The sequence below is a fragment of the Enterobacter sichuanensis genome (assembly GCF_002939185.1).
Lineage (GTDB): Bacteria > Pseudomonadota > Gammaproteobacteria > Enterobacterales > Enterobacteriaceae > Enterobacter > Enterobacter sichuanensis.
Genome location: NZ_POVL01000004.1, coordinates 47,225 through 73,769, shown reverse-complemented (window position 1 = coordinate 73,769; position 26,545 = coordinate 47,225). Strand labels below are relative to the sequence as shown.

21 protein-coding genes and 1 riboswitch are annotated in these 26,545 nt (G+C 56.8%); of the genes, 6 read left to right on the top strand and 15 right to left on the bottom strand.

What is annotated here, in order from left to right; translation table 11 throughout:
* Positions 1–3: 3 nt before the first annotated feature.
* From rsmA to lptD, 4 genes are read right to left on the bottom strand one after another with little or no spacing between them, the layout of a single operon-like run.
* Positions 4–825: a 16S rRNA (adenine(1518)-N(6)/adenine(1519)-N(6))-dimethyltransferase RsmA gene (rsmA, locus tag C5687_RS03300; RefSeq protein ID WP_104556406.1), complete on the bottom strand. Its 822-nt coding sequence runs from the start codon at positions 823–825 to the stop codon at positions 4–6.
* Positions 822–1,808 (bottom strand): 4-hydroxythreonine-4-phosphate dehydrogenase PdxA, encoded by a 987-nt coding sequence (gene pdxA / locus C5687_RS03295; protein ID WP_047957732.1) that lies wholly within the window; start codon positions 1,806–1,808, stop codon positions 822–824. Before pdxA ends, rsmA begins: the two co-directional genes overlap by 4 nt.
* Entirely contained in the window at positions 1,808–3,094 is a 1,287-nt protein-coding gene (gene surA / locus C5687_RS03290) for a peptidylprolyl isomerase SurA (protein WP_104556405.1), read from the bottom strand. The genes pdxA and surA overlap by 1 nt, the downstream gene beginning before the upstream one ends.
* 53 nt (positions 3,095–3,147) lie before the next feature.
* Entirely contained in the window at positions 3,148–5,499 is a 2,352-nt protein-coding gene (lptD, locus tag C5687_RS03285; protein ID WP_104556404.1) for an LPS assembly protein LptD, read from the bottom strand.
* A gap of 239 nt (positions 5,500–5,738) precedes the next feature.
* Between lptD and djlA the strand changes: the two genes are divergently transcribed.
* Positions 5,739–6,554, top strand: coding sequence for a co-chaperone DjlA (gene djlA / locus C5687_RS03280; RefSeq protein ID WP_025758016.1), 816 nt, complete (start codon positions 5,739–5,741; stop codon positions 6,552–6,554).
* A gap of 28 nt (positions 6,555–6,582) precedes the next feature.
* Here the strand turns inward: djlA and rluA are convergent, their stop codons facing one another.
* The 6 genes from rluA to araB form a co-directional block, all read right to left on the bottom strand.
* A complete protein-coding gene (gene rluA / locus C5687_RS03275) occupies positions 6,583–7,242 on the bottom strand; it encodes a bifunctional tRNA pseudouridine(32) synthase/23S rRNA pseudouridine(746) synthase RluA (protein WP_047957735.1) in 660 nt (219 codons plus the stop codon).
* Between the two features lie 12 nt (positions 7,243–7,254).
* On the bottom strand, positions 7,255–10,161 hold the full coding sequence (gene rapA / locus C5687_RS03270) for an RNA polymerase-associated protein RapA (RefSeq protein WP_047957736.1): 2,907 nt from the start codon (positions 10,159–10,161) through the stop codon (positions 7,255–7,257).
* Between the two features lie 127 nt (positions 10,162–10,288).
* Complete coding sequence (gene polB / locus C5687_RS03265; RefSeq protein ID WP_047957737.1) at positions 10,289–12,646, bottom strand: DNA polymerase II; 2,358 nt, start codon at positions 12,644–12,646, stop codon at positions 10,289–10,291.
* A gap of 74 nt (positions 12,647–12,720) precedes the next feature.
* The gene (araD, locus tag C5687_RS03260) at positions 12,721–13,416 is read right to left on the bottom strand and encodes an L-ribulose-5-phosphate 4-epimerase (protein WP_104556403.1); all 696 of its coding nucleotides are present in this window, start codon (positions 13,414–13,416) and stop codon (positions 12,721–12,723) included.
* An 86-nt stretch (positions 13,417–13,502) separates the two neighbouring features.
* Complete coding sequence (gene araA / locus C5687_RS03255; protein WP_104556402.1) at positions 13,503–15,005, bottom strand: L-arabinose isomerase; 1,503 nt, start codon at positions 15,003–15,005, stop codon at positions 13,503–13,505.
* A 10-nt stretch (positions 15,006–15,015) separates the two neighbouring features.
* Positions 15,016–16,725, bottom strand: a complete 1,710-nt coding sequence (gene araB, locus C5687_RS03250) for a ribulokinase (RefSeq protein ID WP_104556401.1) — start codon at positions 16,723–16,725, stop codon at positions 15,016–15,018.
* A 337-nt stretch (positions 16,726–17,062) separates the two neighbouring features.
* On the opposite strand from araB, the gene araC reads away from it, so the two are divergent.
* Positions 17,063–17,908: an arabinose operon transcriptional regulator AraC gene (araC, locus tag C5687_RS03245; RefSeq protein ID WP_047957739.1), complete on the top strand. Its 846-nt coding sequence runs from the start codon at positions 17,063–17,065 to the stop codon at positions 17,906–17,908.
* A gap of 128 nt (positions 17,909–18,036) precedes the next feature.
* Entirely contained in the window at positions 18,037–18,804 is a 768-nt protein-coding gene (locus C5687_RS03240; protein ID WP_104556400.1) for a DedA family protein, read from the top strand.
* Positions 18,805–18,857: 53 nt separating this feature from the next.
* On the opposite strand, the gene thiQ is transcribed toward C5687_RS03240, so the two are convergent.
* The 4 genes from thiQ to sgrR form a co-directional block, all read right to left on the bottom strand.
* The gene (gene thiQ, locus C5687_RS03235; protein WP_104556399.1) at positions 18,858–19,559 is read right to left on the bottom strand and encodes a thiamine ABC transporter ATP-binding protein ThiQ; all 702 of its coding nucleotides are present in this window, start codon (positions 19,557–19,559) and stop codon (positions 18,858–18,860) included.
* Positions 19,543–21,153, bottom strand: coding sequence for a thiamine/thiamine pyrophosphate ABC transporter permease ThiP (gene thiP, locus C5687_RS03230; protein ID WP_104556398.1), 1,611 nt, complete (start codon positions 21,151–21,153; stop codon positions 19,543–19,545). The genes thiQ and thiP overlap by 17 nt, the downstream gene beginning before the upstream one ends.
* The gene (thiB, locus tag C5687_RS03225) at positions 21,129–22,112 is read right to left on the bottom strand and encodes a thiamine ABC transporter substrate binding subunit (protein ID WP_104556397.1); all 984 of its coding nucleotides are present in this window, start codon (positions 22,110–22,112) and stop codon (positions 21,129–21,131) included. Before thiB ends, thiP begins: the two co-directional genes overlap by 25 nt.
* Positions 22,113–22,143: 31 nt before the next feature.
* Positions 22,144–22,244, bottom strand: a riboswitch (TPP riboswitch).
* 36 nt (positions 22,245–22,280) lie between these two features.
* Positions 22,281–23,936, bottom strand: a complete 1,656-nt coding sequence (gene sgrR, locus C5687_RS03220) for an HTH-type transcriptional regulator SgrR (RefSeq protein WP_059385865.1) — start codon at positions 23,934–23,936, stop codon at positions 22,281–22,283.
* An 88-nt stretch (positions 23,937–24,024) separates the two neighbouring features.
* Here sgrR and sgrT point away from each other — a divergent pair, with 88 nt between their 5' ends.
* The 3 genes from sgrT to C5687_RS03205 all read left to right on the top strand — a co-directional run bounded on the left by sgrT (position 24,025) and on the right by C5687_RS03205 (position 25,845).
* Positions 24,025–24,177 carry a glucose uptake inhibitor SgrT gene (gene sgrT / locus C5687_RS03215; RefSeq protein ID WP_032672519.1) on the top strand — a complete coding sequence of 51 codons (153 nt, stop codon included), beginning with the start codon at positions 24,025–24,027 and terminating at the stop codon, positions 24,175–24,177.
* Between the two features lie 120 nt (positions 24,178–24,297).
* On the top strand, positions 24,298–25,476 hold the full coding sequence (locus C5687_RS03210) for a sugar efflux transporter (protein ID WP_104556396.1): 1,179 nt from the start codon (positions 24,298–24,300) through the stop codon (positions 25,474–25,476).
* A gap of 216 nt (positions 25,477–25,692) precedes the next feature.
* Complete coding sequence (locus C5687_RS03205; protein WP_104556395.1) at positions 25,693–25,845, top strand: Hok/Gef family protein; 153 nt, start codon at positions 25,693–25,695, stop codon at positions 25,843–25,845.
* 92 nt (positions 25,846–25,937) lie between these two features.
* On the opposite strand, the gene leuD is transcribed toward C5687_RS03205, so the two are convergent.
* A complete protein-coding gene (leuD, locus tag C5687_RS03200) occupies positions 25,938–26,543 on the bottom strand; it encodes a 3-isopropylmalate dehydratase small subunit (RefSeq protein ID WP_025758004.1) in 606 nt (201 codons plus the stop codon).
* Between the last annotated feature and the right edge of the window lie 2 nt (positions 26,544–26,545).

Here is a 26,545-nt window from a genome sequence, read left to right as displayed (position 1 = left end):
GGCTTAACTCTCCTTCGGCGGCGCATTTTCGCTGATGTAATTAGCCAGCTTGCAGTACTGCTCTACGGAAATGTTTTCCGCTCGCATTGCCGGGTCGATCCCCAGTTCCGCTAACACCTCAACGGTGAACGAATTGCTCAGACTGTTGCGGATCGTTTTCCGGCGCTGATTAAAGGCTTCTGTGGTGATGCGGCTCAGTACACGCAGATCTTTTACCGGGTACGGTTTCGTTTTATGCGGCACCAGGCGTACAACCGCAGAATCCACTTTCGGTGGTGGCGTAAAGGCGGATGGCGGAACTTCGAGAACCGGGATCACGTTGCAGTAATATTGCGCCATCACGCTTAAACGACCATACGCTTTACTGTTCGGGCCTGCAACCAGACGGTTCACAACCTCTTTTTGCAACATGAAGTGCATGTCGGCAATGGCATCAGTATAGCTAAACAGGTGGAACATCAGCGGGGTGGAAATGTTGTACGGCAGGTTGCCGAACACGCGCAGCGGCTGACCCATTTTCTCTGACAGCTCGCCAAAGTTCATGGTCATGGCATCCTGCTGATAAATGGTCAGCTTCGGCCCAAGGAACGGGTGCGTTTGCAGGCGTGCGGCCAGATCGCGGTCCAGTTCGATGACGGTCAGTGCGTCAAGGCGTTCGCCGACCGGCTCGGTCAGTGCGGCAAGACCCGGGCCGATTTCGACCATCGCCTGACCTTTTTGCGGGTTGATAGCCGAGACAATGTTTTCGATCACGAACTGATCGTTAAGGAAGTTTTGCCCGAAACGTTTACGGGCTAAGTGGCCCTGATGGACTCGATTAGTCATTGAGTATTAACAATCATTTTGATGGCGAGATTAAGCGCCGTAATAAAACTGCCGACATCCGCTTTTCCCTGGCCTGCCAGATCCAGCGCAGTACCGTGGTCAACGGACGTTCGAATAAAGGGTAAACCGAGAGTGATATTCACCCCGCGGCCAAAGCCCTGGTATTTTAGCACGGGCAGGCCTTGATCGTGGTACATCGCGAGCACGGCGTCGGCATTATCCAGGTATTTCGGCTGGAAAAGGGTATCAGCAGGCAGCGGCCCGCTTAAGTGCATCCCTTTTGCGCGCATTTCTTCAAGGACCGGAATAATGGTGTCGATCTCTTCGGTACCCATATGCCCGCCTTCACCGGCGTGCGGATTCAGGCCGCAAACCAGAACGTGCGGCTGCTTGATGCCGAATTTGGTTTGCAGATCATGATGCAGGATCCCGATGATCTCCCGCAGCAGTTCCGGGGTAATGGCATCCGGAATGGCCTTGATGGGCAGATGGGTTGTGACAAGCGCAACACGCATCGCCTCCGTTGCCAGCATCATGACGACTTTCGGGCTGTGCGAGCGCTCTTCAAAAAACTCTGTATGCCCGGTAAAGGGAATACCCGCTTCGTTAATGACGCCTTTGTGGACCGGGCCGGTAATCAGGGCAGCAAATTCACCCTTCAGACAACCGTCGCAGGCGCGCGCAAGAGTTTCAACGACATAGTGACCGTTTTCCGTGCTGAGCTGGCCCGGAATAACAGGTGTACGCAGGGGAACAGGAAGGAGCGTGAGCGTACCGGCTTGCTGTGGTGCAGGCTGTTGGCCTTCAACGTAGGGGATGAGCGTTAAAGGCAGACCGAGCAGCGTTGCCCGGTCTTGTAACAGTGTTGCATCAGCGCAGACGACCAGCTCCACCGGCCAGCTGCGCTGGGCAAGCTGAACGACGAGGTCAGGCCCAATCCCGGCGGGTTCGCCGGGCGTGATCACAACACGATGCTGTTTCATTAGTTGCTCAGAATTTTTACGTAAGCGCTGGCGCGTTGTTCCTGCATCCAGGTTGCCGCTTCTTCAGAGAACTTACGGTTAAACAGCATACGGTAGGCTCTGTCTTTCTGCGCCGCATCGGTTTTATCCACGTTACGGGTGTCCATCAGCTCGATGAGGTGCCAGCCAAATGAAGAGTGTACTGGCGCACTGATCTGGCCTTTGTTCAGCTTCATCAGGGCATCACGGAACGCAGGATCGTAAATATCTGCAGCCGCCCAACCCAGATCGCCACCCTGGTTAGCAGAGCCGGGATCCTGAGAAAACTCTTTTGCCGCATTTGCAAACGAGGTTTTACCGCTCTTAATGTCAGCAGCAATCTGCTCAAGCTTTGCACGAGCCTGATCGTCAGTCATGATCGGTGACGGTTTCAGAAGAATGTGGCGAGCATGCACTTCGGTGACGGAAATACTCTGGCTCTGTCCACGCAGATCGTTCACTTTCAGAATATGGAAGCCCACACCTGAACGGATTGGACCGACGATATCACCTTTCTTCGCGGTGCTCAGTGCCTGGGCGAAGATGGAAGGCAGCTCCTGAATACGACCCCAGCCCATCTGGCCGCCTTTCAGCGCCTGCTGGTCAGCGGAGTAGGTAATGGCCAGCTTGCCGAAGTCACCGCCATTACGCGCCTGCTCGACAATGGAACGCGCCTGGCTTTCGGCTTCCGCAGCCTGGTCGGAGGTTGGATTCTCAGGAAGCGGGATCAGAATGTGGCTCAGGTTCAGCTCTGTACTGGCGTCATTCTGGTTGCCCATCTGTTTTGCCAGCGCGTCCACTTCCTGCGGCAGGATCGTGACGCGGCGACGCACTTCATTGTTACGCACTTCTGAAATCAGCATCTCTTTACGGATCTGGTTACGGTAGGTGGCATAACTGATACCGTCATAGGCCAGACGGCTGCGCATCTGGTCTAAAGACATATTGTTCTGCTTCGCGATGTTAGCGATGGCCTGATCGAGTTGCTCGTCAGTGACCTTCACGCCCATTTTCTGACCCATCTGCAAAACGATCTGATCCATGATCAGACGCTCCAGGATCTGGTGGCGCAATGTGGCGTCATCCGGCAGCTGCTGACCTGCTTCGCCGGAATTGAGCTTCACCGACTTCATCAGACCGTCAACGTCACTTTCGAGTACAACGCCGTTGTTAACCACAGCGGCGACTTTATCAACAACCTGGGGGGCCGCGAAGCTGGTATTCGCAACCATAGCGACACCGAGCAGCAGCGTTTTCCAGTTCTTCATACTTTTTCCATTTCAATTAACCGCAAAGCGGATTACGTTGCAAATCAAGCACATTACAAGGAACTGCGGTAAGGCAGAATGTTCGAGCGCAGCATCTGCTGCGTGCCCAGGCCATAGTTGGAGCTCAGGCCGCGCAGCTCGACATTGAAGCCAATCACGTTATCGTATTTGCTCTGATTGTTGTCAGTATTCCAGCCGTTAAGCTTACGTTCGTAACCGACGCGCAGCGCGTAACAGCAGGAGTTATATTGCAAACCGACCATTTGGTCGGCAGGCTTACTGGTGTTGGTGTCAAAGTAGTAAGCACCTACGATTGACCAACGGTCGGCGATAGGCCAGCTTGCTGCGCCACCGACCTGCGAAATACCGTCTTTATACTGTTCTCTGTTCGCATAGTCTGGCAATGTCGCCTGGATATATTCCGGGCTGGCATAACGGTACGTCAGCTGCACCATACGGTCTTCATCACGACGGTACTCAATTGCCGCACTGCTGGTCGCAATGTTGTCGAGACGCGTATCGTACTGCAGCCCACCGCGTAAGCCCCAGCGGTCCGTCATGCGCCAGTAGGTATCGCCCGCCCAGACCAGGGAACCGGTCTTGTTGTCTTTCTCCCAGTTAATGTTGTCATCACCGGTGCGAGACTCGGTGAAATAGTAGATTTGACCAACAGAAACGTTAAAACGTTCAACGGCAGCGTCATCATATACGCGCGTTGTGACACCGGTCGTTAACTGGTTAGCGGAGGCAATACGGTCAAGACCGCCGTAGGTACGGTCACGGAACAGGCCGCTGTAGTCAGACTGCAGGAAGGACGAGTCGTAGTTCTGGATTTTGCTCTGGTCGCGATACGGAACGTAGAGATACTGCATCCGCGGTTCCAGCGTTTGCGTATAGCCATCAGCCAGTAACCCCATATCACGTTCAAAGATCAGCTTACCGTCCATTTTAAATTGCGGAAGGGTACGGTTAACCGATTCCTGAAGATCGGTGTTGTTAGTGGCGTTGTAATCATCCACATTTTTCTGCTGATAGTGTGTCGCCATCAGCTTGGCTTCTGTGTTCAGGCTTGCCCAGTCGTTAGACCACGGCAGGTTGATGGTCGGCTCCAGGTGGATACGTGTGGCTTCCGGCATATCCGAGTTGGTATTCACGAAATGTACCGCCTGCGCGTAAACGCGGGTGTCAAATGGCCCAACATCGTTCTGATACCAGTTCACATCCAGCTGCGGCTCTGCGCCGTAAGTGCTTCGCGTCTGGGTACTAAAGACCTGGAACTGTTTCGTTGAGACCGTGGCGTTAAAGTTTTGAAGAGCATAGCCAACGCTGAATTTCTGCGTCGCATAACCATCGGTACTTGAACCGTATTTGGAGTCAAAGTCGTTGAAGTAGTAAGGATCGCTGACCTTGGTGTAGTCGACGTTAAAACGCCAGACCTGATCCATCACACCCGCATGGCGCCAGTAGTACAACCAACGATGTTTATCGCCTTCGGTCGGATGCTCATCCTGGAAGACTTTATCTGACGGCAGATAATCGAGCTCCATCAGGCCTGTACCCGCCTGGGTCAGGTAGCGGAACTCGTTCTCCCACATGACGTTGCCGCGCTTATGGATATAGTGCGGCGTGATCGTCGCGTCCATGTTGGGCGCGATGTTCCAGTAATACGGCAGGTAGAACTCAAAATAGTTCGAGGTGCTGTATTTGGCATTCGGGATCAGGAAGCCTGAGCGACGTTTGTCACCGACAGGAAGCTGCAGATAAGGGCTGTAGAAAACGGGCACCGGACCCAGCTTGAAGCGGGCGTTCCAGATCTCTGCGACCTGCTCTTCACGGTCGTGGATAACCTCGCTTCCGACCACGCTCCAGGTATTAGAACCCGGCAGACAGGAGGTAAAGGAGCCATTTTCCAGGATCGTATAACGGTTTTCACCGCGCTGTTTCATCAGGTCTGCATTACCACGCCCCTGACGACCCACCATCTGGTAATCACCTTCCCAGACGTTAGTGTCTTTGGTGTTCAGGTTTGACCAGGCTTTCGGACCTTTCAGGATGACCTGATTGTCGTCATAGTGCACATTACCCAGCGCATCCACCGTTCGTACCGGCTCGGCCGCACCTTCCGGCTGCTTCTGGTGCAACTGCACTTCATCTGCCTGCAGGCGGCTGTTGCCCTGGTTAATATCCACATTGCCCGTAAACGTGGCATTGTCAGGATAGGTACCTTTCGAACTGTCGGCAGTAATGGTTACCGGCAAGCTATTTGTATCGCCCTTCACCAGTGGACGATTATAGCCTGGGACGCCAAGCATACATTGCGAGGCGAGATCGGCCGCCAGCCCCTGTTGACTGTACAGGGCGGAGCCAATCATTGTGGCCAGGAGGGTGGGGATACGTTTTTTCATACGTTGTATTTTATTGTTCCGTCATCAGTGGCTACGGCTTACAAACGCTCAGAGACTATCTTACTCATCTGCGCAGTACCAGCGTTAATCCTGCCTGTTTGCGTGCCAGAGTGTTAGGCTCGCTATCGAATGACGAGTATGATAAAGCAAATTATAGGCGATGTCCTTCAATTGACCGTGACTTGAACACAGTGATGATGACGTTGCGTCGGCAAGGAATATGACTATCCGGGGAGTATATGCAGTATTGGGGTAAAATAATCGGCGTTGCGTTCGCCATCATCATGGGTGCCGGGTTCTGGGGAATCGTGCTTGGGCTGATTATCGGGCATATGTTTGATAAGGCGCGCAGCCGCAAAATGGCCTGGTTTGCCAATCAGCGCGAGCGTCAGTCGCTCTTTTTCTCTACCACCTTTGAGGTGATGGGGCACTTAACCAAATCCAAAGGGCGGGTAACAGAAGCCGATATTCAGATTGCCAGCGTCTTTATGGATCGCATGAACCTGCATGGTGACTCCCGTCTGGCCGCGCAGAATGCGTTTCGCATTGGCAAATCGGACAACTATCCGCTGCGCGAAAAAATGCGTCAGTTCCGCAGCATCTGCTTCGGACGTTTTGATTTAATTCGGATGTTTCTGGAAATCCAGATCCAGGCGGCCTTTGCCGACGGTTCCCTGCACCCCAATGAACGCGACGTACTGTACGTCATTGCGGAAGAGCTGGGTATCTCCCGTATGCAGTTCGACCAGTTCCTGCGCATGATGCAGGGCGGGGCACAGTTTGGCGGCGGTTATCACCAGCAGTCGTCTGGCGGCACCTGGCAGCAGGCGCAGCGTGGCCCGACGCTGGAAGATGCCTGCAACGTACTAGGCGTGAAGCCCACCGACGATGTGACCACCATTAAACGTGCCTATCGCAAGCTGATGAGTGAACATCACCCGGACAAACTGGTCGCGAAAGGTTTACCGCCGGAAATGATGGAGATGGCGAAGCAAAAAGCGCAGGAAATCCAGAAGGCCTACGAGCTCATTAAAGAGAAGAAAGGTTTCAAATAAAAAAAGCCCGACGATGTCGGGCTTTTTTTTAGAAATCCACCGGGGCTTTAAACGTCATCGCGTTACCGAAGGCCGGATGGGTGATGGTGAGCGTCTGCGCATGGAGCTGAAGACGCGGCGCTAACGCCAGCGCCTCAGGCGGGGCGTAAAACCGGTCGCCCAGAATCGGATGCCCCAGGGCGAGCATATGCACGCGCAGCTGATGTGAACGTCCGGTAATCGGCTTAAGCAGGACGCGCGCGGTGTTATCCGTTGCGTACTCCAGCACTTCATACTCGGTCTGCGCGGCCTTGCCGGTTTCATAGCACACCTTCTGCTTTGGCCGGTTCGGCCAGTCGCAAATCAGGGGTAAATCCACCAGCCCTTCCGCCTGCGCAGGATGGCCCCAGACGCGGGCGACATACTGTTTCTTCGGCTCACGCTCGCGGAACTGGCGTTTTAACTCGCGTTCCGCGGCTTTATTCAGCGCCACCACAATCACACCACTGGTGGCCATGTCCAGGCGATGGACGGACTCCGCCTGAGGATAATCACGCTGAATACGCGTCATCACGCTGTCTTTGTGCTCATCCAGACGCCCCGGCACGGACAACAGGCCGCTGGGCTTGTTGACCACCATAATATGCTCATCCTGATACAGAATGACCAGCCAGGGATCCTGCGGTGGATTGTACGGCTCCATCACCATCTTGCGCTCCGTTTACTGATGCGTCACAACGATAAGACGCAGGGCGTCCAGACGCCAGCTCGCCTGATTCAGGCTTTCCAGCACCTGCTGACGGTTGCTTTCAATCGCCGTCAGTTCGTCGTCACGGATGTTGGGGTTAACCGCTTTTAACGCTTCCAGACGTGACAGCTCCGCAGACAGTTTCTCGTCGGCTTCATTGCGCGCGGTATCAATCAGCGCTCGGGCCGATTTTTCAATCTGGGTTTCACCCAGCTGGAGAATGGCGTGGACATCCTGCTGAACTGCGTTAACCAGTTTGCTGCCCGTATGGCGATTCACCGCGCTCAGCTGGCGGTTGAAGCTCTCAAATTCAACCTGTCCTGCCAGGTTAGTGCCGTTTTTGTCCAGCAGCAGACGGACAGGCGTTGGCGGCAGGAAGCGGTTGAGCTGCAGCTGTTTCGGCGCCTGCGCTTCCACAACATAAATCAGCTCCAGCAGCAGGGTGCCGACAGGCAGCGCCTTGTTTTTCAACAGGGAGATAGTGCTGCTGCCGGTATCGCCGGACAGGATCAGGTCCAGGCCGTTGCGGATCAGCGGGTGTTCCCAGGTGATGAACTGGGCGTCTTCTCGGGAGAGCGCCACATCACGCTCGAAGGTGATGGTGCAGCCATCTTCCGGCAGGCCCGGGAAATCCGGAACCAGCATGTGATCGGACGGGGTCAGGACAATCAGGTTCTCGCCGCGATCGTCCTGGTTAATGCCCACGATGTCGAACAGATTCATGGAGAAGCTGATCAGACTGGTGTCATCATCCTGCTCTTCAATGCTCTCGGCAAGCGCCTGCGCTTTTTCACCGCCGTTGGAGTGGATCTCCAGCAAACGGTCGCGGCCCTGTTCCAGCTGCGCTTTCAGCGCCTCGTGTTTCTCACGGCAGGTGGCGATCAGCTCATCGAACCCGTCCACGTTTTCCGGTGCGGCAAGATAGCCGATCAGATCGCCATGCACCTGATCGTAAATCGTGCGGCCCGTCGGGCAGGTATGTTCAAACGCATCCAGACCTTCGTGGAACCAGCGTACCAGCACGGACTGGGCGGTTTTTTCCAGATAAGGGACATGGATCTGGATATCATGCGCCTGGCCGATACGATCGAGACGGCCGATACGCTGTTCCAGCAGATCCGGGTTGAACGGCAGATCGAACATGACCAGGTTGCTGGCGAACTGGAAGTTACGGCCTTCAGAACCGATTTCAGAGCACAGCATCACCTGAGCGCCGCTGTCCTCTTCGGCAAACCACGCCGCGGCGCGGTCGCGTTCAACGATGGACATGCCTTCATGGAACACGGCGGCGCGGATACCTTCGCGTTCACGCAGGACCTGTTCCAGCTGTAGCGCAGTCGCCGCTTTGGCACAGATCACCAGCACTTTCTGGGAACGGTGGGCGGTCAGGTAGCCCATCAACCACTCCACGCGCGGATCGAAGTTCCACCAGGTGCCGGTATCACCTTCGAATTCCTGGTAGATTTGTTCCGGATAGAGCATGTCACGAGCACGCTCTTCCTGAGTTTTGCGTGCGCCCATGATGCCGGAGACTTTTATCGCCGTCTGATACTGTGTCGGCAGCGGCAGCTTTATGGTATGCAGTTCGCGTTTCGGGAACCCTTTCACACCGTTACGGGTGTTACGGAACAGCACGCGGCTGGTGCCGTGGCGGTCCATCAACATGTCGATCAGCTCTTTACGCGCGGATTCTGCGTTATCGCTTTCACTGTTGGCAGCCTGCAGCAGCGGCTCAATGTCCTGCTCGCCAATCAGATCGCTCAGGGTATTAAGTTCGTCATTAGAGAGGCGCTTGCCCGCCAGCAGCAGGGCGACGGCATCCGCGACCGGACGGTAGTTATTTTGTTCTTCGACGAACTGCGCAAAATCGTGGAAACGGTTAGGGTCGAGCAGACGCAGACGGGCGAAGTGGCTTTCCAGACCCAGCTGTTCCGGCGTTGCGGTCAGCAGCAGGACGCCAGGCACGCGCTCGGCAAGCTGCTCAATAGCCAAATATTCGCGGCTCGGTGCCTCTTCGCTCCAGACCAGATGGTGCGCTTCATCGACCACCATCAGATCCCATTCGGCATCACACAGGTGCTCAAGGCGCTGCTTGCTGCGGCGCACAAAGTCCAGGGAGCAGATCACCAGTTGTTCCGTTTCGAACGGGTTATCCGCGTCGTGCTGGGCTTCGGCATAGCGCTCGTCATCAAACAGGGAGAAGCGCAGGTTAAAGCGACGCAGCATTTCGACCAGCCACTGGTGCTGCAGGGTTTCAGGAACCACTATCAGCACGCGCTCGGCGGCGCCGGAAAGCAGCTGCTGATGCAGGATCATACCTGCTTCAATGGTCTTACCCAGGCCCACTTCATCTGCCAGCAGCACGCGCGGGGCGTGACGACGGCCCACGTCATGAGCGATGTTCAGCTGGTGGGGTATCAGGCTGGTACGCTGGCCACGCAGGCCGCTCCACGGCATACGGTACTGTTCACTCTGGAACTTACGCGCGCGATAGCGCAGCGAGAAGCGGTCCATTCGATCGATTTGCCCGGCAAACAGGCGATCCTGCGGTTTGCTGAAAACCAGTTTGCTGTCGAGCAGCACTTCACGCAGGACGACATTGGTCTCGTCAGTATCCAGGCGAGTGCCAATGTAGGCGAGCAGTCCATTCTCTTCTTTTACGTCTTCAATCTTGAGCTGCCAGCCATCATGGCTGGTCACGGTGTCACCCGGATTAAACATTACGCGGGTCACAGGGGAGTCATTGCGAGCGTACAGGCGGTTTTCACCGGTGGCGGGGAAGAGGAGGGTAACCATACGCGCATCGACAGCAACGACGGTTCCCAATCCAAGTTCGCTTTCTGTATCGCTGATCCAGCGTTGACCAAGTGTAAAAGGCATAGTTGTTCGGCTCTAATCTTTAATTGCAGGCAATAGTTCGACCCCGTCAAAAAAGACGGTCATCGAAAAATGGGTCCGGGAATGGAAAGGGCGCTATGGTACTGGATGGCAGCCATTTCGTCACGCGTCAAAATAGGCCAAGTTGCCCTGTAACCAGTGTAGCAAAATCGTCGTCGATGAAGGGCAAAATTCCGTCTGCGACGGGCTGAAGCTGACGCGTCAGATAGTGATCGTAATCCAGAGGAGAGTGTTGATAATCCACAGGTTCCGGGCCGTTAATCGTCCAGACATATTTAATGGTTCCCCGGTTCTGATACTGCGGTGCACGACCCCGGCGCACGTTTTCTTCATCCGCCAGCCGCGCGGCGCGAACGTGGGGAGGGACGTTACGCTGGTACTCTGCGAGCGGGCGGCGCAGGCGCTTGCGATAGACCAGCTGTGCGTCAAGCTCACCCGCCATCAGGCTGGCTATCGTCTCGCGCACGTAATCCTGATAGGGCTCATTGCGAAACACCCGCAGATAGAGCGTTTGCTGGAACTGCTGCGCCAGGGGCGTCCAGTCGGTACGTACGGTCTCCAGCCCTTTAAAGACCATCCGCTGCGTGTCGCCTTCCTGAATCAATCCGGCGTAGCGCTTCTTGCTGCCCTGTTCGGTCCCGCGAATCGTGGGCATTAAAAAGCGGGCGAAATGGGTTTCAAATTCCAGCTCCAGCGCGCTGGTTAACCGCGCTTTTTGCAAATGCTCCTGCCACCAGCCGTTCACGAATTCGACCAGCGTTTTGCCGATGTGCGCGGCGTCCTCTTCTGAATGCACGCCCTTAAGCCACACAAAAGTGGAGTCCGTGTCGCCATAGATAACGTCATAGCCCTGAGATTCAATCAGCGCTTTGGTCTGGCGCATAATCTCGTGCCCGCGCATGGTGATCGAGGAAGCTAGCCGTGGGTCGAAGAAGCGACAGGCGCTGGTGCCCAGCACACCGTAAAAGGCATTCATGATGATTTTCAGCGCCTGTGAGAGTGGCTTGTTGCCGTGGCGCTTTGCCTCGTCGCGGCCATGCCAGATATTTCCCACAATGTCAGGCAGGCAGTGTTTTTCCCTCGAGAAGCGGGCGCCGAGGAAGCCTTCTGTGCTGTGTTCATCATCCGGCTGGGCCATGCCCTCAATCAACCCGACGGGATCGATCAGAAAGGTGCGGATAATCGACGGATAGAGGCTTTTGTAATCGAGCACCAGAACGGAGTCATACAGTCCTGGCCTGGAATCCATAACGTAGCCGCCAGGGCTGGCCTGCGGCGGCACCTCGCCGAGGTTAGGGGCGACATAGCCTGCCCGGTGCATCCGGGGGAAGTAGAGGTGGCTAAAGGCCGCCACGGAGCCGCCGTGCCTGTCAGCCGCAAGACCGTTCACCGTCGCACGCTCCAGCAGAAAGGGCATGATCTCGGTTTTGTGGAAAATCTGCGTGACCAGCTCGCAATCTTTCAGGTTATAGGTGGCGAGCGCCGGTTTATCTTCATTAAAGCGCCGGTCAATCTCATCCATTCTGTCCCAGGGGTTGTCAATGGATTTGCCCTCGCCAAGCAGCTCCTGTGCGACCGCTTCAAGGGAGAAGGAAGAGAAGTTCCAGAAGGCGGATTTCAGCGCCTCAATGCCGTCGATAATCAGGCGGCCAGTCGCCTGGGCGAAGAAGACGCCGTTTTTAAAACCGTGTTCGCGCCACTCCAGCTCGTTGTTGCCGCGCCCGAGCATCAGCGGGATGCGATACCGCTCGGCGTGTTTTTGCAGTACGCGCAGGTCGAACTGTACCACGTTCCAGCCGATCAGGACGTCGGGATCGTAGTCGGCAAACCACTGGTTGAGCTTCTCCAGCAGCTGTGGCCGGCTGTTAACATACTCAAGCCGGAAATCCAGCGCGGAGGCATCACCGTTCGGCGGCCCAAGCATATAGACAACGCGATCGCCGCAGCCTTCAAGACCGATGCAGTACAGTTCACCGTGGCGGGTGGTTTCGATATCCAGCGACACCCATTTTAGCGGCGGGCGGTAGTGCGGGTTCGGCTTCAGGCGCGCGTTGCTAATTTTGCCGTTTTGCAATGAGCCATCGACCCAGACGGGAGCGGTAATAAACCGCTCCATCAGAAAGCGTTCAGGTGGGCGGATATCGGCTTCGTAGAGCGTCACGCCCGCTTCACGAAGCAGTTTTTCATAGCGCATCAGCTGGCGATGTGCGCGGCAGTAGAGGCCGAAAACCGGCTGACGGTGGAAGTCTTTCAGTTCAAGCGGCGTCAAACGCCAGCCGTTTTCGCCGCGCAGCAACTGCTTTACTTTCCCGACATGCGCTTCAGGAATAAACGCTACGGACTCCTGTGGGGGCAGCGTGACCTGCAGCGGGCCGTTGTCCGTTGCCAGCCAGAATTCAACTTCAGTGCCCTGGGGGGTATCCCGCCAGTGTCGGGTCAGTAAAAAGCCTTCTTGCGCCTGCGCCACGCCGTTATCCCATAAAACAAAACCAGGCCTGATTATAGCCTGGTTGAATGTTTTATGCTGGGGATATATACAGCTTACTGGCCGTAGTAGGCCTTTGCACCGTGCTTGCGCAGATAATGTTTATCCAGCAGGGTTTGCTGCATGTCCGGCAGCTGTGGCGCCAGCTGGCGACAGAAGATCCCCATATAGGCAACTTCTTCAAGCACAATCGCGTTATGCACCGCATCTTCCGCGTTTTTACCCCAGGCAAAGGGGCCATGGGAGTGTACCAGCACGCCGGGCATTTGCGCCGCGTCGATTCCCTGTTTCTCGAAGGTTTCAACAATCACGTTGCCGGTTTCCCACTCGTACTCGCCGTTAATTTCAGCGTCGGTCATCAGGCGCGTGCAGGGGATGGTGCCGTAAAAGTAGTCTGCGTGGGTGGTGCCGGTCGCCGGGATAGACTGGCCCGCCTGCGCCCAGATGGTGGCATGGCGCGAATGGGTATGCACAATACCGCCGATGGTCGGAAATGAACGATACAGCAACCGGTGGGTTGGCGTATCGGAGGAGGGCTTTTTGTTCCCTTCCACCACTTCACCCGTTTCGATGCTGACAACGACCATATCGTTTGCGGTCATCACTGTGTAATCCACGCCGGAAGGCTTGATCACGAAGACGCCTTTTTCACGGTCAACGGCGCTCACGTTGCCCCAGGTGAGGGTGACGAGATTGTGTTTCGGCAGCGCCAGGTTAGCTTCGAGAACCTGACGTTTGAGATCGTCTAACATTGTTGTCTCCTGCCGGATGGCGCTTCGCTTATCCGGCCTACAGAACCGTAGACCCGTTCAACGCAGCGCCACCGGGCATTCAGGGCTTAGCGTTTTGAACCGTAATAAACTTCGTTCCAGCGCAGCGCGTCTTTGAAAGCCGGCAGGCGGGTATCGTTATCAATCACAGTCAGCTCGATATCGTGCAGCTCGGCGAACTGACGCATGTCGTTCAGATCCAGCGCGTGGCTGAAGACGGTATGGTGCGCGCCGCCGGCCAAGATCCACGCTTCTGACGCGGTTGGCAGATCCGGCTGTGCTTTCCACAGGGCGTTAGCGACCGGCAGTTTTGGCAGAGAATGGGGCGTTTCAACGGCATCAACGCAGTTCACCAGCAGGCGGAAACGATCCCCCAGATCGATCAGGCTGGCGTTGATGGCCGGGCCGGTACGGGTGTTGAAGATCAGACGTGCCGGATCGGCTTTACCGCCAATGCCGAGGTACTGCACGTCGAGGATCGGCTTCTCTTCCACCGCGATAGAAGGGCACACTTCAAGCATGTGCGAGCCGAGCACCAGATCGTTGCCGTTCTCGAAGTGGTAGGTGTAGTCCTCCATGAAGGAGGTGCCGCCCTGCAGACCGGTTGACATCACCTTCATGATGCGAAGCAGAGCGGCAGTTTTCCAGTCGCCTTCCCCGGCAAAGCCGTAGCCCTGCTGCATCAGACGTTGTACTGCCAGGCCGGGCAGCTGTTTCAGGCCATGTAGATCTTCAAACGTCGTGGTAAAGGCGTGGAAACCGCCCTGTTCCAGGAAGCGCTTCATGCCCAGCTCAATGCGCGCCGCATCCAGCACGTTCTGGCGCTTGTCGCCGTTGATTTGTGCCGCAGGCGTCAGGCGGTAGCTGCTTTCGTACTCATCCACCAGCGCGCTGACGTCGCCGTCGCTGATTTCATTGACTACCTGTACAAGGTCGCCCACGGCCCAGGTGTTGACGGAGAAGCCAAACTTGATCTGCGCGGCCACTTTGTCGCCGTCGGTCACCGCCACTTCACGCATGTTGTCGCCAAAACGCACCACTTTCAGGTGGCGGGTATCCTGTTTAGAGACCGCCTGGCGCATCCAGGATCCGATACGCTGTTGCGCATGGCTGTCCTGCCAGTGGCCGGTCACCACCGCGTGCTGCTGACGCATACGCGCGCCGATGAAGCCGAACTCACGGCCGCCGTGCGCGGTCTGGTTCAGGTTCATGAAGTCCATGTCGATGCTGTCCCACGGCAGGGAGGCGTTGAACTGGGTATGGAACTGCAGCAGCGGTTTGTTAAGAATGGAGAGACCGTTGATCCACATTTTGGCCGGTGAGAAGGTGTGCAGCCACACCACCAGACCGGCGCATTTATCGTCGTAGTTCGCGTCGCGGCAGATATGGGTGATCTCATCCGGCGTCGTGCCCAACGGTTTCAGCACCAGTTTGCATGGCAGTTTGGCTTCCGCATTCAGCGCGTTAACAACGTGCTCCGCGTGTTTCGTTACCTGCTGCAGCGCCTGTGGTCCGTACAGATGCTGGCTGCCAATCACAAACCACACTTCATAGTTATTAAAAATGGTCATCATCGTGTCCTTAATGGGTCAGGGTTGCCGTAGTGTCCGCGGTGCTTTTGGCCGGGGCGGCGACAGGGAGATAGTGAAGTTCGGCGCTTTTTGCCCATTGCTGGTAGCGCTGATAAAGCTGTTCGAAGCGTTGTGCCTGCTGGGTACGCGGCTGGAGCGTATTTTCAACGGCGCTTGCCATGTGCCGCTGCGCAGTCGGGATATCGGCATGAACACCGGCGGCCACGGCGGCAAAAATTGCCGCGCCCAGCGCGCAGCATTGATCGGACGCGACAATCTGCAGCGGACGGTTCAGCACGTCGCAGCAGGCCTGCATGATTACCGGGTTTTTACGGGCAATGCCCCCCAGCGCCATCACGTTATTCACGTCGATGCCCTGCTCGGTGAAGCACTCCATAATCGCGCGGGCACCGAAGGCGGTGGCGGCAATCAGGCCACCGAACAGCGCTGGTGCGTCGGTCGCGAGGTTGAGATCGGTAATGACCCCTTTCAGGCGCTGGTTGGCAAACGGCGTGCGGCGACCGTTAAACCAGTCCAGCACTACCGGCAGGTGATCGAGAGACGGATTTTTTGCCCAGGCGTCCGTGAGCTGCGGCAGAAGCTGTTTTTTACTCTCGGCAATGTGCGCTTTCAGTTCCGGATGCGCGGCCGCCAGCTGATCCAGCGGCCAGCCCAGCACGCGACCAAACCAGGCGTAGATATCGCCAAACGCGGACTGACCGGCTTCGAGGCCGATGAAGTCCGGCACCACGCTGCCGTCAACCTGGCCGCAAATACCTTTCACCGCACGCTCGCCGACGGTGGCTTTATCCGCCGTCAGGATGTCGCAGGTGGAGGTGCCAATCACTTTCACCAGCGTATTAGGCTGCGCGCCGGCACCGACGGCGCCCATATGGCAGTCAAATGCGCCGCCGGAGATCGCCACGTTCTGCGGCAGGCCGAGACGCGTCGCCCACTCTTCGCAAAGCGTGCCGACGGGAATATCGGCGGTGAAGGTGTCGGTAAACAGCGGGTATTTCAGGTTTTTGTTGATGATCGGGTCGAGTTCGTCGAAGAACGCCGCCGGAGGCAGGCCGCCCCAGCTTTCGTGCCAGAGGGATTTATGTCCGGCGCTGCAGCGGCCGCGGCGGATATCCTGTGGCCGCGTGGTGCCAGAGAGCAGGGCGGGAACCCAGTCGCACAGTTCAATCCAGGAGACGGCTGCCTGGGCAACCGATGCGTCCGCGCGGGTTACGTGCAGGATCTTGGCCCAGAACCATTCGCTGGAGTAAATCCCGCCAATGTAGCGCGAGTAGTCTGTTTTACCTGGCTGATGGCACAGGCGGGTGATAGCTTCGGCCTCTTCCACGGCGGTATGGTCTTTCCACAACACGAACATGGCGTTCGGGTTGTCGGCAAACTCCGGGCGCAGCGCGAGTACGCGCCCTTCGGCATCCACAGGGGCGGGCGTGGAGCCAGTGCTGTCGACGCCAATCCCGACAATCTCTGCCCGCTGGGCCTCAGTCAGGTCAGCAAGGACGGTTTTGATTGCCGCTTCCATCGACTCAATGTAGTCACGCGGGTGGTGACGGAACTGGTTGTTTGGCGCATCGCAGTAGCGCCCCTCTTGCCAGCGCGGGTACCACTCAACGCTGGTTGCTATCTCCTGGCCGGACATACAGTCCACTGCCAGTGCGCGAACCGAATCGCTGCCAAAATCGAGGCCAATCGCAATTGCCATGGTGTTGCTCCATCGAAAAAACAGGTATGGAAGAACATTAGAGACTGGGGGCAAAAATCGTCAGGCAGGATCCGCTAATCTTATGGACTAAATTGCTGTTACAACGGAAAGTGTGACGCCGTGCAAATATTCAATGTGGACATTTCTGCCGCACTTATAGACACTTTTGTTACTGCTGATCTGCCTGCTCTGGCGGAGAAATCAGGGGGAAAGGCTGAAACATGGCGGACGTAAAAGAGGCATAACGCTTTTGAGATCTTTTCGCAGACCATTTTTGACCTGCTTTTAATGATATGGACAATTGGTTTCCTTCAGGACCCTTGGGAGAACTGAATCTATGGCCGAAACGCAAAACGATCCCCTGCTGCCGGGATACTCGTTTAACGCGCACCTTGTGGCGGGGCTGACCCCTATCGAGGCTGAGGGATATCTCGATTTTTACATTGACCGACCGCTCGGGATGAAAGGTTATATTCTCAACCTGACCGTGCGAGGGGAGGGAGTTATCAAGAATGGCGACCAGCAGTTCATCTGCCGCCCCGGTGACATCCTGCTGTTCCCTCCGGGAGAGATCCACCATTACGGCCGTCACCCGGATGCCAAGGAGTGGTATCACCAGTGGGTCTACTTCCGTCCGCGCGCCTACTGGCAGGAGTGGCTTTCATGGCCAGCCATTTTTGCGCACACCGGTTATTACCGCCCGGATGAGGCGCATCTGGCGCAGTTTCGCGAGCTTTTTGCGCAGATTATTGAGGCGGGGCAGGCGGGAGGCCGTTATGCCGAACTGCTGGCGATTAACCTGCTTGAACAACTGCTGCTGCGACGAATGGAGGCGATTAACGCGTCGCTGAATCCGCCGCTGGATAACCGCGTGCGCGATGCCTGCCAGTACATCAGTGACCATCTGGCCGATAGCCAGTTTGATATCGCCAGCGTTGCCCAGCATGTTTGTCTCTCACCGTCGCGGCTGTCGCATCTGTTTCGTCAGCAGCTTGGCGTCAGCGTGCTGAGCTGGCGTGAGGATCAGCGGATAAGCCAGGCGAAGCTTCTGCTCAGCACCACCCGGATGCCGATCGCCACCGTGGGGCGCAACGTAGGCTTTGAAGATCAGCTCTATTTTTCTCGCGTGTTTAAAAAGTGTACCGGCGCCAGCCCGAGCGAATTCCGTGCGGGTTGTGAATGAACGGTAAAAAAAGATAAACAAACAGGTGAATGCTCAAAGCAACCTGTAAACTATTCAGACAATTGTTGCCTTGACGCGGTGCGGGGCGCTAAGCAGAATCGCTGATTCGTTTTCTGACCGGAATAGTTATGCAGGCATTGCTGGAACACTTTATCACCCAGTCCGTTATGTATTCGCTCATCGCCGTGGCGCTGGTGGCCTTTCTGGAATCGCTGGCGCTCGTGGGGTTAATCCTGCCCGGCACCGTGATGATGGCAGGGCTTGGCGCGCTGATTGGCAGCGGTGAGGTCAATTTCTGGCAGGCGTGGCTGGCCGGGATCGTCGGCTGTCTGCTGGGCGACTGGATCTCCTTCTGGCTGGGCTGGCGCTTTAAGAAGCCGCTGCACCGCTGGTCGTTCATGAAAAAGAACAAAGCCTTGCTGGATAAAACCGAGCAAGCGCTGCACCAGCACAGCATGTTTACCATTCTCGTCGGCCGCTTTGTCGGCCCCACGCGTCCGCTGGTTCCCATGGTCGCCGGGATGCTGGATCTGCCGGTCGCAAAATTCGTAGTGCCGAATATCATCGGCTGCGTCTTCTGGCCTCCGTTCTACTTCCTGCCGGGGATCCTCGCGGGTGCGGCCATCGATATTCCTGACGGTATGCAAAGCGGCGAGTTTAAGTGGCTGCTGCTGGGTACCGCGCTGCTGCTGTGGCTGGCGGCATGGCTGTGCTGGCGTCTGTGGCGCAGCGCGAAAGCGAATATCGATCGCCTGACGCGCTATCTTCCCCGCGCTCGCCTGTTGTGGCTGGCGCCGCTGACGCTGGGCGTGGCGGTGGTGGCGCTGGTGGCGTTGATTCGTCACCCGCTGATGCCGGTGTACGGTGAGATCCTGTTGAAGGTTGTGAGCCGTTGATGTTGTTTTCCCTCTCCCCGGACTGTACATGGGAGAGGGGCAGGGTGAGGGTATCAGGCCGCAGGAATGCCCAACAATGAAGACGCCCCCGCTTTACCACTCAGCAGCGCTTCTGTTGCTCCATCCCACAAAATGCGTCCCTCCGCGATCACTACCGATCGCGGCGCAATCCGTGCGGCATCCTCGATGCTGTGCGACACCATAAGCATCGTCAGCTGCTGGCGCTGACAGACGTCCTGCACCAGCGCCAGCATCTCCTGGCGCAGGGCGGGATCGAGCGCAGAGAACGGCTCATCCAGCAGCAGTACCGGCTGTTCGCGCACCAGACACCGCGCCAGCGCCACGCGCTGACGCTGGCCGCCAGAGAGCTCGCCCGGCAGTCTGTCGATAAACCCGATGATCCCCATCTGTGTGGCAATATTCTCCAGCTTTTGACGTTGGGCTGCGTTCAGCTTGAGTCCCGGATCCATCCCGAGAGCAATGTTCTGCCGCACTGTCAGATGGGTAAACAGGTTATTTTCCTGAAACAGCATGGAGACAGGACGTTTTGCGGGGGGCGTGTGGGTATGGTCCCGGTTTTCAATGACTATCGATCCGCTCGCCGGCTGCAGAAAACCCGCAATCAAATTAAGCAGCGTGCTTTTGCCCGCTCCGCTTGGTCCGAGCACGGCAATCATCTCTCCCTGGCGCACGGAGAGCGTGAAGCGCATCGGCAGATGCTGATAGAGCCAGGTTACATCAGTCAGTTTTAACATTACGCCCCGGAAGTTTTTCGATTACGGTAAATAAAGCAAAGCACAGCAGCAGCAGTAACAGCGCGGTAACCGCGCCGTCCTGGCTGCGGTAAGAGCCGATTTGCTGATACAGCCAGTAGGGCAGCGTACGGAAATTGTCATTGCCAAACAGCGCCACGACCCCAAAGTCACCAATGGAGAGCACGCAGGCAAACGCCAGCGCCTGCGCCAGCGGGCGTTTTAGCGCGCGTAATTCCACCACCTTCAGCCGTTGCCAGCCCTGCATCCCCAGCGACTGACAGAGCAAACTGTAGCGGCTGTTGACATCGCGCATCGGGTTTTCCAGTACCTTGAGCGCGTAAGGGATGGCCATTAACGCATTGGTAAATATCACAATGCCGTCAGCGCTGTCCGGCAGGCCGAGGGTGCTGTTGAACAGCAGGAAGAAGCCCGTCGCCAGCACGATGCCTGGCATGGCCAGAATCAGCATGCCTGTCAGCTCCAGCGCGTGTCCGGCCTTTCGGGCGTGCCGGGCATAGAGTTCACGGCTGCTCCACAGCAGCATCATGGTCAGCATGACGCACAGCAGCCCGGCCGCCAGCGCGATGCGAAGCGAGGTCCCGGTGGCCTGCCAGAGGACTGGCTGTTGCAGAACGGACAGAAGATTGAGGTTCAGACCGTCAATGATAACGGCCAGCAGCGGCGGCAGCAGCAGCGCCAGCGCCAGCACAATCAGGAGAAAATCGGAGATGCGGCTGTGCAGGCTGTCCTGCGGATCGCGCCAGCCCGCTATCTGATTACTGCCCGGGGGAATGGCTTTACTCAGGCGCTGGCTGAGCATGACCAGAGCCAGACAGCACGTCATCTGGACTATCGCCAGCAGCGCGGCGCGTCCGGGATCGTAGTCGTAACTCAGCGCCTGGTAAATCGCCAGCTCAATGGTGGTGGCCTGCGGCCCGCCGCCGAGTGAAAGCACGGTTGCAAAGCTGGCAAAGCAGAGCATGAAGATCAATGCCGCTACGGGCGGGAGCTGGCGGCGCAGCCACGGCCATTCGACAAAGCGGAAGAATGAGATGCCGCGCATACCAAGCTGGGCGGCAATCTGACGCTGTTCGCCGGGAATGTTCTCCAGCGCCTGCAAAAAGAGGCGTGTCGCCATCGGCATATTGAAAAACACGTGCGCCAGCAAAATGCCTTTCAGCCCGTAAGGCGAGAAGGTCCATTCAAGACCAAGCAGGCCGCACAGAGAGGCCAGCCAGCCCTGACGGCCGTAAACGCTCAGAATGCCAAAAACGGCCACCAGCACGGGCAGGATCAGGGTCATGGCGCACAGGCGCAGCAGGGCCTGCCTGCCGGGGAAACGCCTGCGATAGAGCGCGCGCGCAAGAAAAATGGCCGGAATGACCGACAGCAGGGCAGACAGAAACGCCTGCCAGAATGAAAAACGGATGACGTGCCAGAGATAGCTGTCGTGCCAGAGCGCGAGCAGGTCGCTCTCTGGCGCGTTAAACCACAACGCAAGAAAGGCACCCAGACTGACCGCCACCATCACGCTGGCGGCGAGCAGCCCGGGCAGTAACCAGCCGGGAATTAACGGCTGACGGCGCGTTGCCATTCACTTACCCATGCTGCACGCTGCGCGGCGACCTGCTGCGGCGTAAATTCCAGCGAGTTTTTTGGTTTGGTCAGTTGCTCGAACCCTGCTGGTAGCGCAACATTCGTGACGGGATACATCCAGTTCCCTGCAGGAATAGCGTTCTGGAAGGCAGGTGATACCATAAATTTCAGGAATTTTTCTGCCAGCTCCGGCTGTTTGCTGGCGGCGGTACACGCGGCCACTTCCACCTGCAGATAATGCCCTTCAGCAAAATCAGCAGCGGCATAGTTATCTTTCTTCTCGGCGATAATGTGGTAAGCCGGAGAGGTGGTGTAGCTCAACACCAGGTCGCTTTCGCCTTTCAGGAACAGGCCATAGGCTTCGCTCCAGCCTTTGGTCACCGTCACGGTTTTGGCGGCCAGCTTCTGCCACGCCTGGGGCGCTTTGTCCCCGTAGACTTTTTGCATCCACAGCAGCAGGCCCAGACCCGGCGTACTGGTGCGTGGGTCTTCATAAATTACACGCCATTTCTGGTCGCTTTCCACCAGCTCTTTCAGGCTCTTCGGCGGGTTTTTCAGCTTGTTTTTGTCATAGACAAAAGCAAAGTAGCCGTAGTCGAACGGCACAAAGGTGTCGTTTTTCCAGCCGCCAGGCACGTTAACGGCTTCTGCCGCTACGCCGCTTTTGGCAAAGAGTTTGGTTTGCGAGGCGGCCTCCAGCAGGTTGTTATCGAGCCCGAGCACCACATCCGCTTTGCTGTTTTTTCCTTCCATGCGCAGACGGTTGAGCAGGGAAACGCCGTCCTCCAGCGCCACGAACTTCAGTTCGCAGTTACAGTCCGCTTCAAAGGCTTTTTTGACGACCGGGCCTGGGCCCCAGTCGGCAGAGAAAGAGTCGTAGGTGTAGACCGTCAGAACGGGCTTAGCTAAAGCAGGCAGCGCAAACAGCGCCAGCAGGGGAAGAACTTTTTTTAACACTTTGCACCTCAGGGTTGAGTGGCAAAGGATTTTGAGCGACAGCCTCAAATCCCTTCGCCGGCGTTATCCGGATCAGGTTCGACGGGTATTATCTCAGCGCACATCTGTGATGCAGCACCCCGTTGAGAACGGCGGTATTGTAATGATTTGGTGAATATTACGAAAGTGTTATGGTTCCGGCGGTGCAAACCAGGCCGATTTGAAATCGAACCAGCCCAGGGTATTCATCCGCAGGCCTCGCATACTGCGTTGCCCCTGGATCATCAGCCAGTGGTGGATCAAGGGAACGATCGCCTGTTCAGCCAGCAGCTGCTGGCACCATACGGCAAGATTCATCTCGCCCGCACGCCACCGGGCGGCATCCTGTTGCCAGTCACGGTCGATGCAGTGCTGGATCAGCGGGACTTCATAAAGGTGTGAGAATAATGAAAAATCGAGCGGCAGGGTGAAATTGGCGCTGTTCAGCCAGATATCACTGGTTATCTCTCCCTGGTGCCATTCGTGATAATCCACTTCCCTGATCTCCAGCCTGACGCCTTCCGCTGCCAGCAGTCTGGTCATGATCCTGGCGATAAAACGATGCTCCACATGCTCGCGGTAATAGGTCAGTGAGATGGACTCCAGCCCAGCAGGTTTGTCGGCGTGCACTGGGCGGGCATGGTGCCAGCGCGGTAGCAGGCCGTACGCCGGGAACCAGTAGGTCTGGTACTGCTCTTCCGCATGGTAGATCAGGTTGGAAGGGGACAGTATATGGCTGATCCACTTACGGACGGCCGGGTTGGCCCCGCGGTGAGTGCGGCTGTCGAACAGCAGATAGTAGCATCCCTCCTCCAGGCGACTCTCCACAGCCTTTTCTCCCGTGGTGGGACCTTCCAGCGTCAGGCCGGCGCTCAGCTCTTCATTCAGATCCGGTAATACCCACACATTCACTTCGTCGATCAGAGCCCGATAGCCAAAGTAGTCATCAAACGCGCGGATTTTCAGCTGGTTGTTATTATTGCGGGAGACGGCGTAGGGCCCGGTACCTATCGGCAGGCTGGCAAAATTGTTCATCGATTCCCACTCGCCGGGCAAAATCATTGACGGCACATAGCCCAGCAGCCAGGGGAGCCACTGGTCCTGCTGTGAAAGCTCAATATCCAGCGTCCATGCCGTTGGCGAGTGGACGCGCGAAATATGCGAGTAGAGCGGCAGCGTGCGGGCGCGTTCCAGAGAGGTGATGACGTCGTGCATTTCCAGCTCGCGGCCATGATGAAAGTGGATGCCAGGGCGTAAAAAAAAGCGCCAGTGAAGCGGGGAAAGTTGCTGCCAGTGGTGAGCGATATCTGCTTCCAGTTCCCCATTTTCCTCATTTATCCGCGTCAGGCCGCTGAAGATTTGTCGGGCCATGTGGGTTTCTGAGCGGCGCAAGGCCGTGCCGGGCAACAGGTTTTTCATCGGGCGATAGTAGAGGACCCGCAGGATGTGACGGCCCTGGCGGAAACTGCGTCCGAGATGGGAAACCAGCATCTGGCGCACCGCGGCTTTATCGCCCACCAACTGCACCAGCTGGTCAATTCGGTCCTGCTCCAGCAGGTCTTCGGCGCGCTGCTGCTGCAACGCCAGCCCGGTATAGAGGAAGGTCAGGCGCGATCGTTTGCCACGTCCCGCCTCCGCTTCCCAGCTTAACCAGCCCTGCTGCTGCATGGTATTGAGCAGCGTGCGCATATGGCGGCGGGAGCAGCTCAGCAGGTCGGCCAGCTCGTTCAACGTGGTCTCCTGTGATTGCCCCTCGCAGCACTGCCAGAGGCGGATAAATTGTTGTTGCAGTCGACCAGAAGGCATAAAAGGGGAACTCCTGACAAAAAATCAGCAATTTATTAATCCCTATATTAAGCCAATAATCCTTACCGATGAAGTGAGGAGGTAAATTATGAAGAGGTCTACCGCACGTCAGTTTTATCAGCACTATTTTTCAGCGACAAAAGGAACGTCCTGGCTGGCCCGCCAGTGTGCAGAGCAACGGCTGAAAATACTGGAAGACCTGATGCAGTGGGATGTTACGAAACCGACCTCTTCTCGCTAACTCGCCTCGATCATGTGTGACTGAGTATTGGTGCTTATCACCCGCCAGCAAAATGTTTTTGCTGGCTTTTTTCGTTTATTCTTTCACCCGGTTTTGATCCGCTTTCACAAGGACTTGCGCATGCTCTGGTTGATGACGATGGGGCGACGCCTGAATGGCGTCTATGCCGCTTTTATGCTGGTGGCCTTTATGATGGGCGTGGCGGGGGCGCTGCAGGCACCGACGCTGAGCCTGTTCCTCAGCCGCGAGGTGGGCGCGCAGCCGTTTTGGGTGGGGCTGTTTTATACCGTCAACGCCGTTGCCGGGATCCTGGTCAGTCTCGCGCTGGCGAAACGCTCGGACAGCCAGGGCGATCGTCGTAAGCTGATCCTCTTTTGCTGCGCCATGGCCGTGGGTAACGCGCTGCTCTTTGCTTTCAATCGGCACTACCTGACGCTCATTACCTGTGGCGTGCTGCTGGCCTCGCTGGCGAACACCGCCATGCCGCAGCTGTTCGCCCTGGCCCGGGAATATGCCGATAACTCGGCGCGGGAAGTGGTGATGTTCAGCTCAGTGATGCGTGCGCAGCTCTCGCTGGCGTGGGTCATTGGCCCGCCGCTGGCCTTTATGCTGGCACTGAACTATGGCTTTACCGCCATGTTCTCTATCGCCGCAGGGATTTTTGCCATCAGTCTGCTCCTGATCGCCTTTGCCCTGCCGTCCGTGGCACGCGTTGAACAGACGACGGATAAACCCATCACCGAGGTGAGCGGCTGGCAGGATAAAAACGTCCGGATGCTGTTTATTGCCTCCACGCTGATGTGGACCTGCAACACCATGTACATCATCGATATGCCGCTGTGGATCAGCAGCGATCTGGGCTTGCCGGACAAGCTCGCCGGGATCTTAATGGGGACCGCGGCCGGGCTGGAAATTCCGGCAATGATTCTGGCGGGTTACTACGTTAAGCGTTTCGGAAAGCGTCGGATGATGATCGTGGCGGTGGCGGCTGGGGTGCTGTTTTACGCGGGGCTGATTCTTTTCCATTCGCGCGAAGCGTTACTGGCGCTGCAGTTGTTCAACGCTGTGTTTATTGGCATTGTCGCCGGTATTGGCATGCTCTGGTTCCAGGACTTAATGCCTGGCCGCGCGGGCTCGGCAACGACGCTTTTTACCAACAGTATTTCGACCGGGGTGATCCTGGCGGGCGTGATTCAGGGGGCGCTGGCGCAAAGTTATGGGCATGCCTCGGTGTACTGGATGATTGCGGTGATTTCGGTGGTTACGCTTGGGCTGACCTGCCGGGTCAAAGACGTTTGATTCTGGAAGACGGCTTCACGAAATGGAACGACTTTCTGACAGGTACGAAGAAGGGGAATAGAGTGCGTGGCGGGTGCTTGAGGCTGTTTGCCTCAGGCTTTCGCAAGAGGCAAACAGTGGAGAGTCCCACATCAATAAACTGATGGGGAGACCAACTTCACAACCAACATTGCGAGGTTAGTCTCTTCATTGCCGAAAAGCAATAAGGAGGCTGGAATGCCAAAACGTACTCTGCTGTTAGGTTTGTTTCTGATCTGTACGACGCTGTTGATCTTTACCTGGATGGTGCGCGACTCGCTGTGTGAGTTGCACTTCAAACAGGAGAAAACGGAGCTGGCGGCAGTGTTGGCTTACGAAGCAAGACGTTAGCGGTAGTGGCGGGGAGTGTTTCCCCGCCACTCCAGAGTGGTTGAGCCTCAACGCACCCTTTGTAATGGCCCGCTCGTTGCGGGCCATTGCCTTTAGCCCATAAACGCTGGCTGTTTTTTCTCGTAGGCTGAAATGGCATCTTCATGCTGCAGGGTCAGACCAATGCTGTCCAGACCGTTCAGCATGCAGTGACGACGGAAAGCATCGATGCTAAAGCGGTAGGTTTTATCGCCCGCTTTAACCACTTCTGCTTCCAGATCCACCTCAAACGACATCCCCGGATTCGCCTTAACCTGCGCGAACAGTTCATCGACCTGTTCGTCGCTCAGCGTGACCGGCAGCAGCTGGTTGTTAAAGCTGTTGCCGTAAAAGATGTCCGCGAAGCTTGGGGCGATAACCACTTTAAAACCGTAGTCGGTCAGTGCCCAGGGGGCGTGCTCACGGGATGAGCCGCAGCCGAAGTTTTCCCGCGCCAGCAAAATGGAGGCCCCTTTGTATTCCGGGAAATTCAGAACGAACTCGGGATTCGGCACTTCGCCTTTGTCGTCCAGGAAACGCCAGTCATTAAAGAGGTGGGCGCCAAAACCGGTACGCGTCACTTTCTGCAGAAACTGTTTCGGAATGATCGCGTCAGTATCGACGTTAGCGGCGTCCAGGGGGACAACCCGGCCGGTATGTTGGGTAAATTTCTCTGCCATGA

Coding starts and splice junctions, on each gene's coding strand:
- surA (WP_104556405.1), bottom strand. CDS start 3,094: ATGAAGAACTGGAAAACGCTGCTGCTCGGTGTCGCTATGGTTGCGAAT.
- rapA (WP_047957736.1), bottom strand. CDS start 10,161: ATGCCTTTTACACTTGGTCAACGCTGGATCAGCGATACAGAAAGCGAA.
- C5687_RS03210 (WP_104556396.1), top strand. CDS start 24,298: ATGCTCTGGTTGATGACGATGGGGCGACGCCTGAATGGCGTCTATGCC.
- C5687_RS03205 (WP_104556395.1), top strand. CDS start 25,693: ATGCCAAAACGTACTCTGCTGTTAGGTTTGTTTCTGATCTGTACGACG.
- araD (WP_104556403.1), bottom strand. CDS start 13,416: ATGTTAGACGATCTCAAACGTCAGGTTCTCGAAGCTAACCTGGCGCTG.
- sgrT (WP_032672519.1), top strand. CDS start 24,025: ATGAAGAGGTCTACCGCACGTCAGTTTTATCAGCACTATTTTTCAGCG.
- rsmA (WP_104556406.1), bottom strand. CDS start 825: ATGACTAATCGAGTCCATCAGGGCCACTTAGCCCGTAAACGTTTCGGG.
- pdxA (WP_047957732.1), bottom strand. CDS start 1,808: ATGAAACAGCATCGTGTTGTGATCACGCCCGGCGAACCCGCCGGGATT.
- C5687_RS03240 (WP_104556400.1), top strand. CDS start 18,037: ATGCAGGCATTGCTGGAACACTTTATCACCCAGTCCGTTATGTATTCG.
- araB (WP_104556401.1), bottom strand. CDS start 16,725: ATGGCAATTGCGATTGGCCTCGATTTTGGCAGCGATTCGGTTCGCGCA.
- rluA (WP_047957735.1), bottom strand. CDS start 7,242: ATGGTGATGGAGCCGTACAATCCACCGCAGGATCCCTGGCTGGTCATT.
- leuD (WP_025758004.1), bottom strand. CDS start 26,543: ATGGCAGAGAAATTTACCCAACATACCGGCCGGGTTGTCCCCCTGGAC.
- araC (WP_047957739.1), top strand. CDS start 17,063: ATGGCCGAAACGCAAAACGATCCCCTGCTGCCGGGATACTCGTTTAAC.
- sgrR (WP_059385865.1), bottom strand. CDS start 23,936: ATGCCTTCTGGTCGACTGCAACAACAATTTATCCGCCTCTGGCAGTGC.
- lptD (WP_104556404.1), bottom strand. CDS start 5,499: ATGAAAAAACGTATCCCCACCCTCCTGGCCACAATGATTGGCTCCGCC.
- thiP (WP_104556398.1), bottom strand. CDS start 21,153: ATGGCAACGCGCCGTCAGCCGTTAATTCCCGGCTGGTTACTGCCCGGG.
- araA (WP_104556402.1), bottom strand. CDS start 15,005: ATGACCATTTTTAATAACTATGAAGTGTGGTTTGTGATTGGCAGCCAG.
- thiQ (WP_104556399.1), bottom strand. CDS start 19,559: ATGTTAAAACTGACTGATGTAACCTGGCTCTATCAGCATCTGCCGATG.
- djlA (WP_025758016.1), top strand. CDS start 5,739: ATGCAGTATTGGGGTAAAATAATCGGCGTTGCGTTCGCCATCATCATG.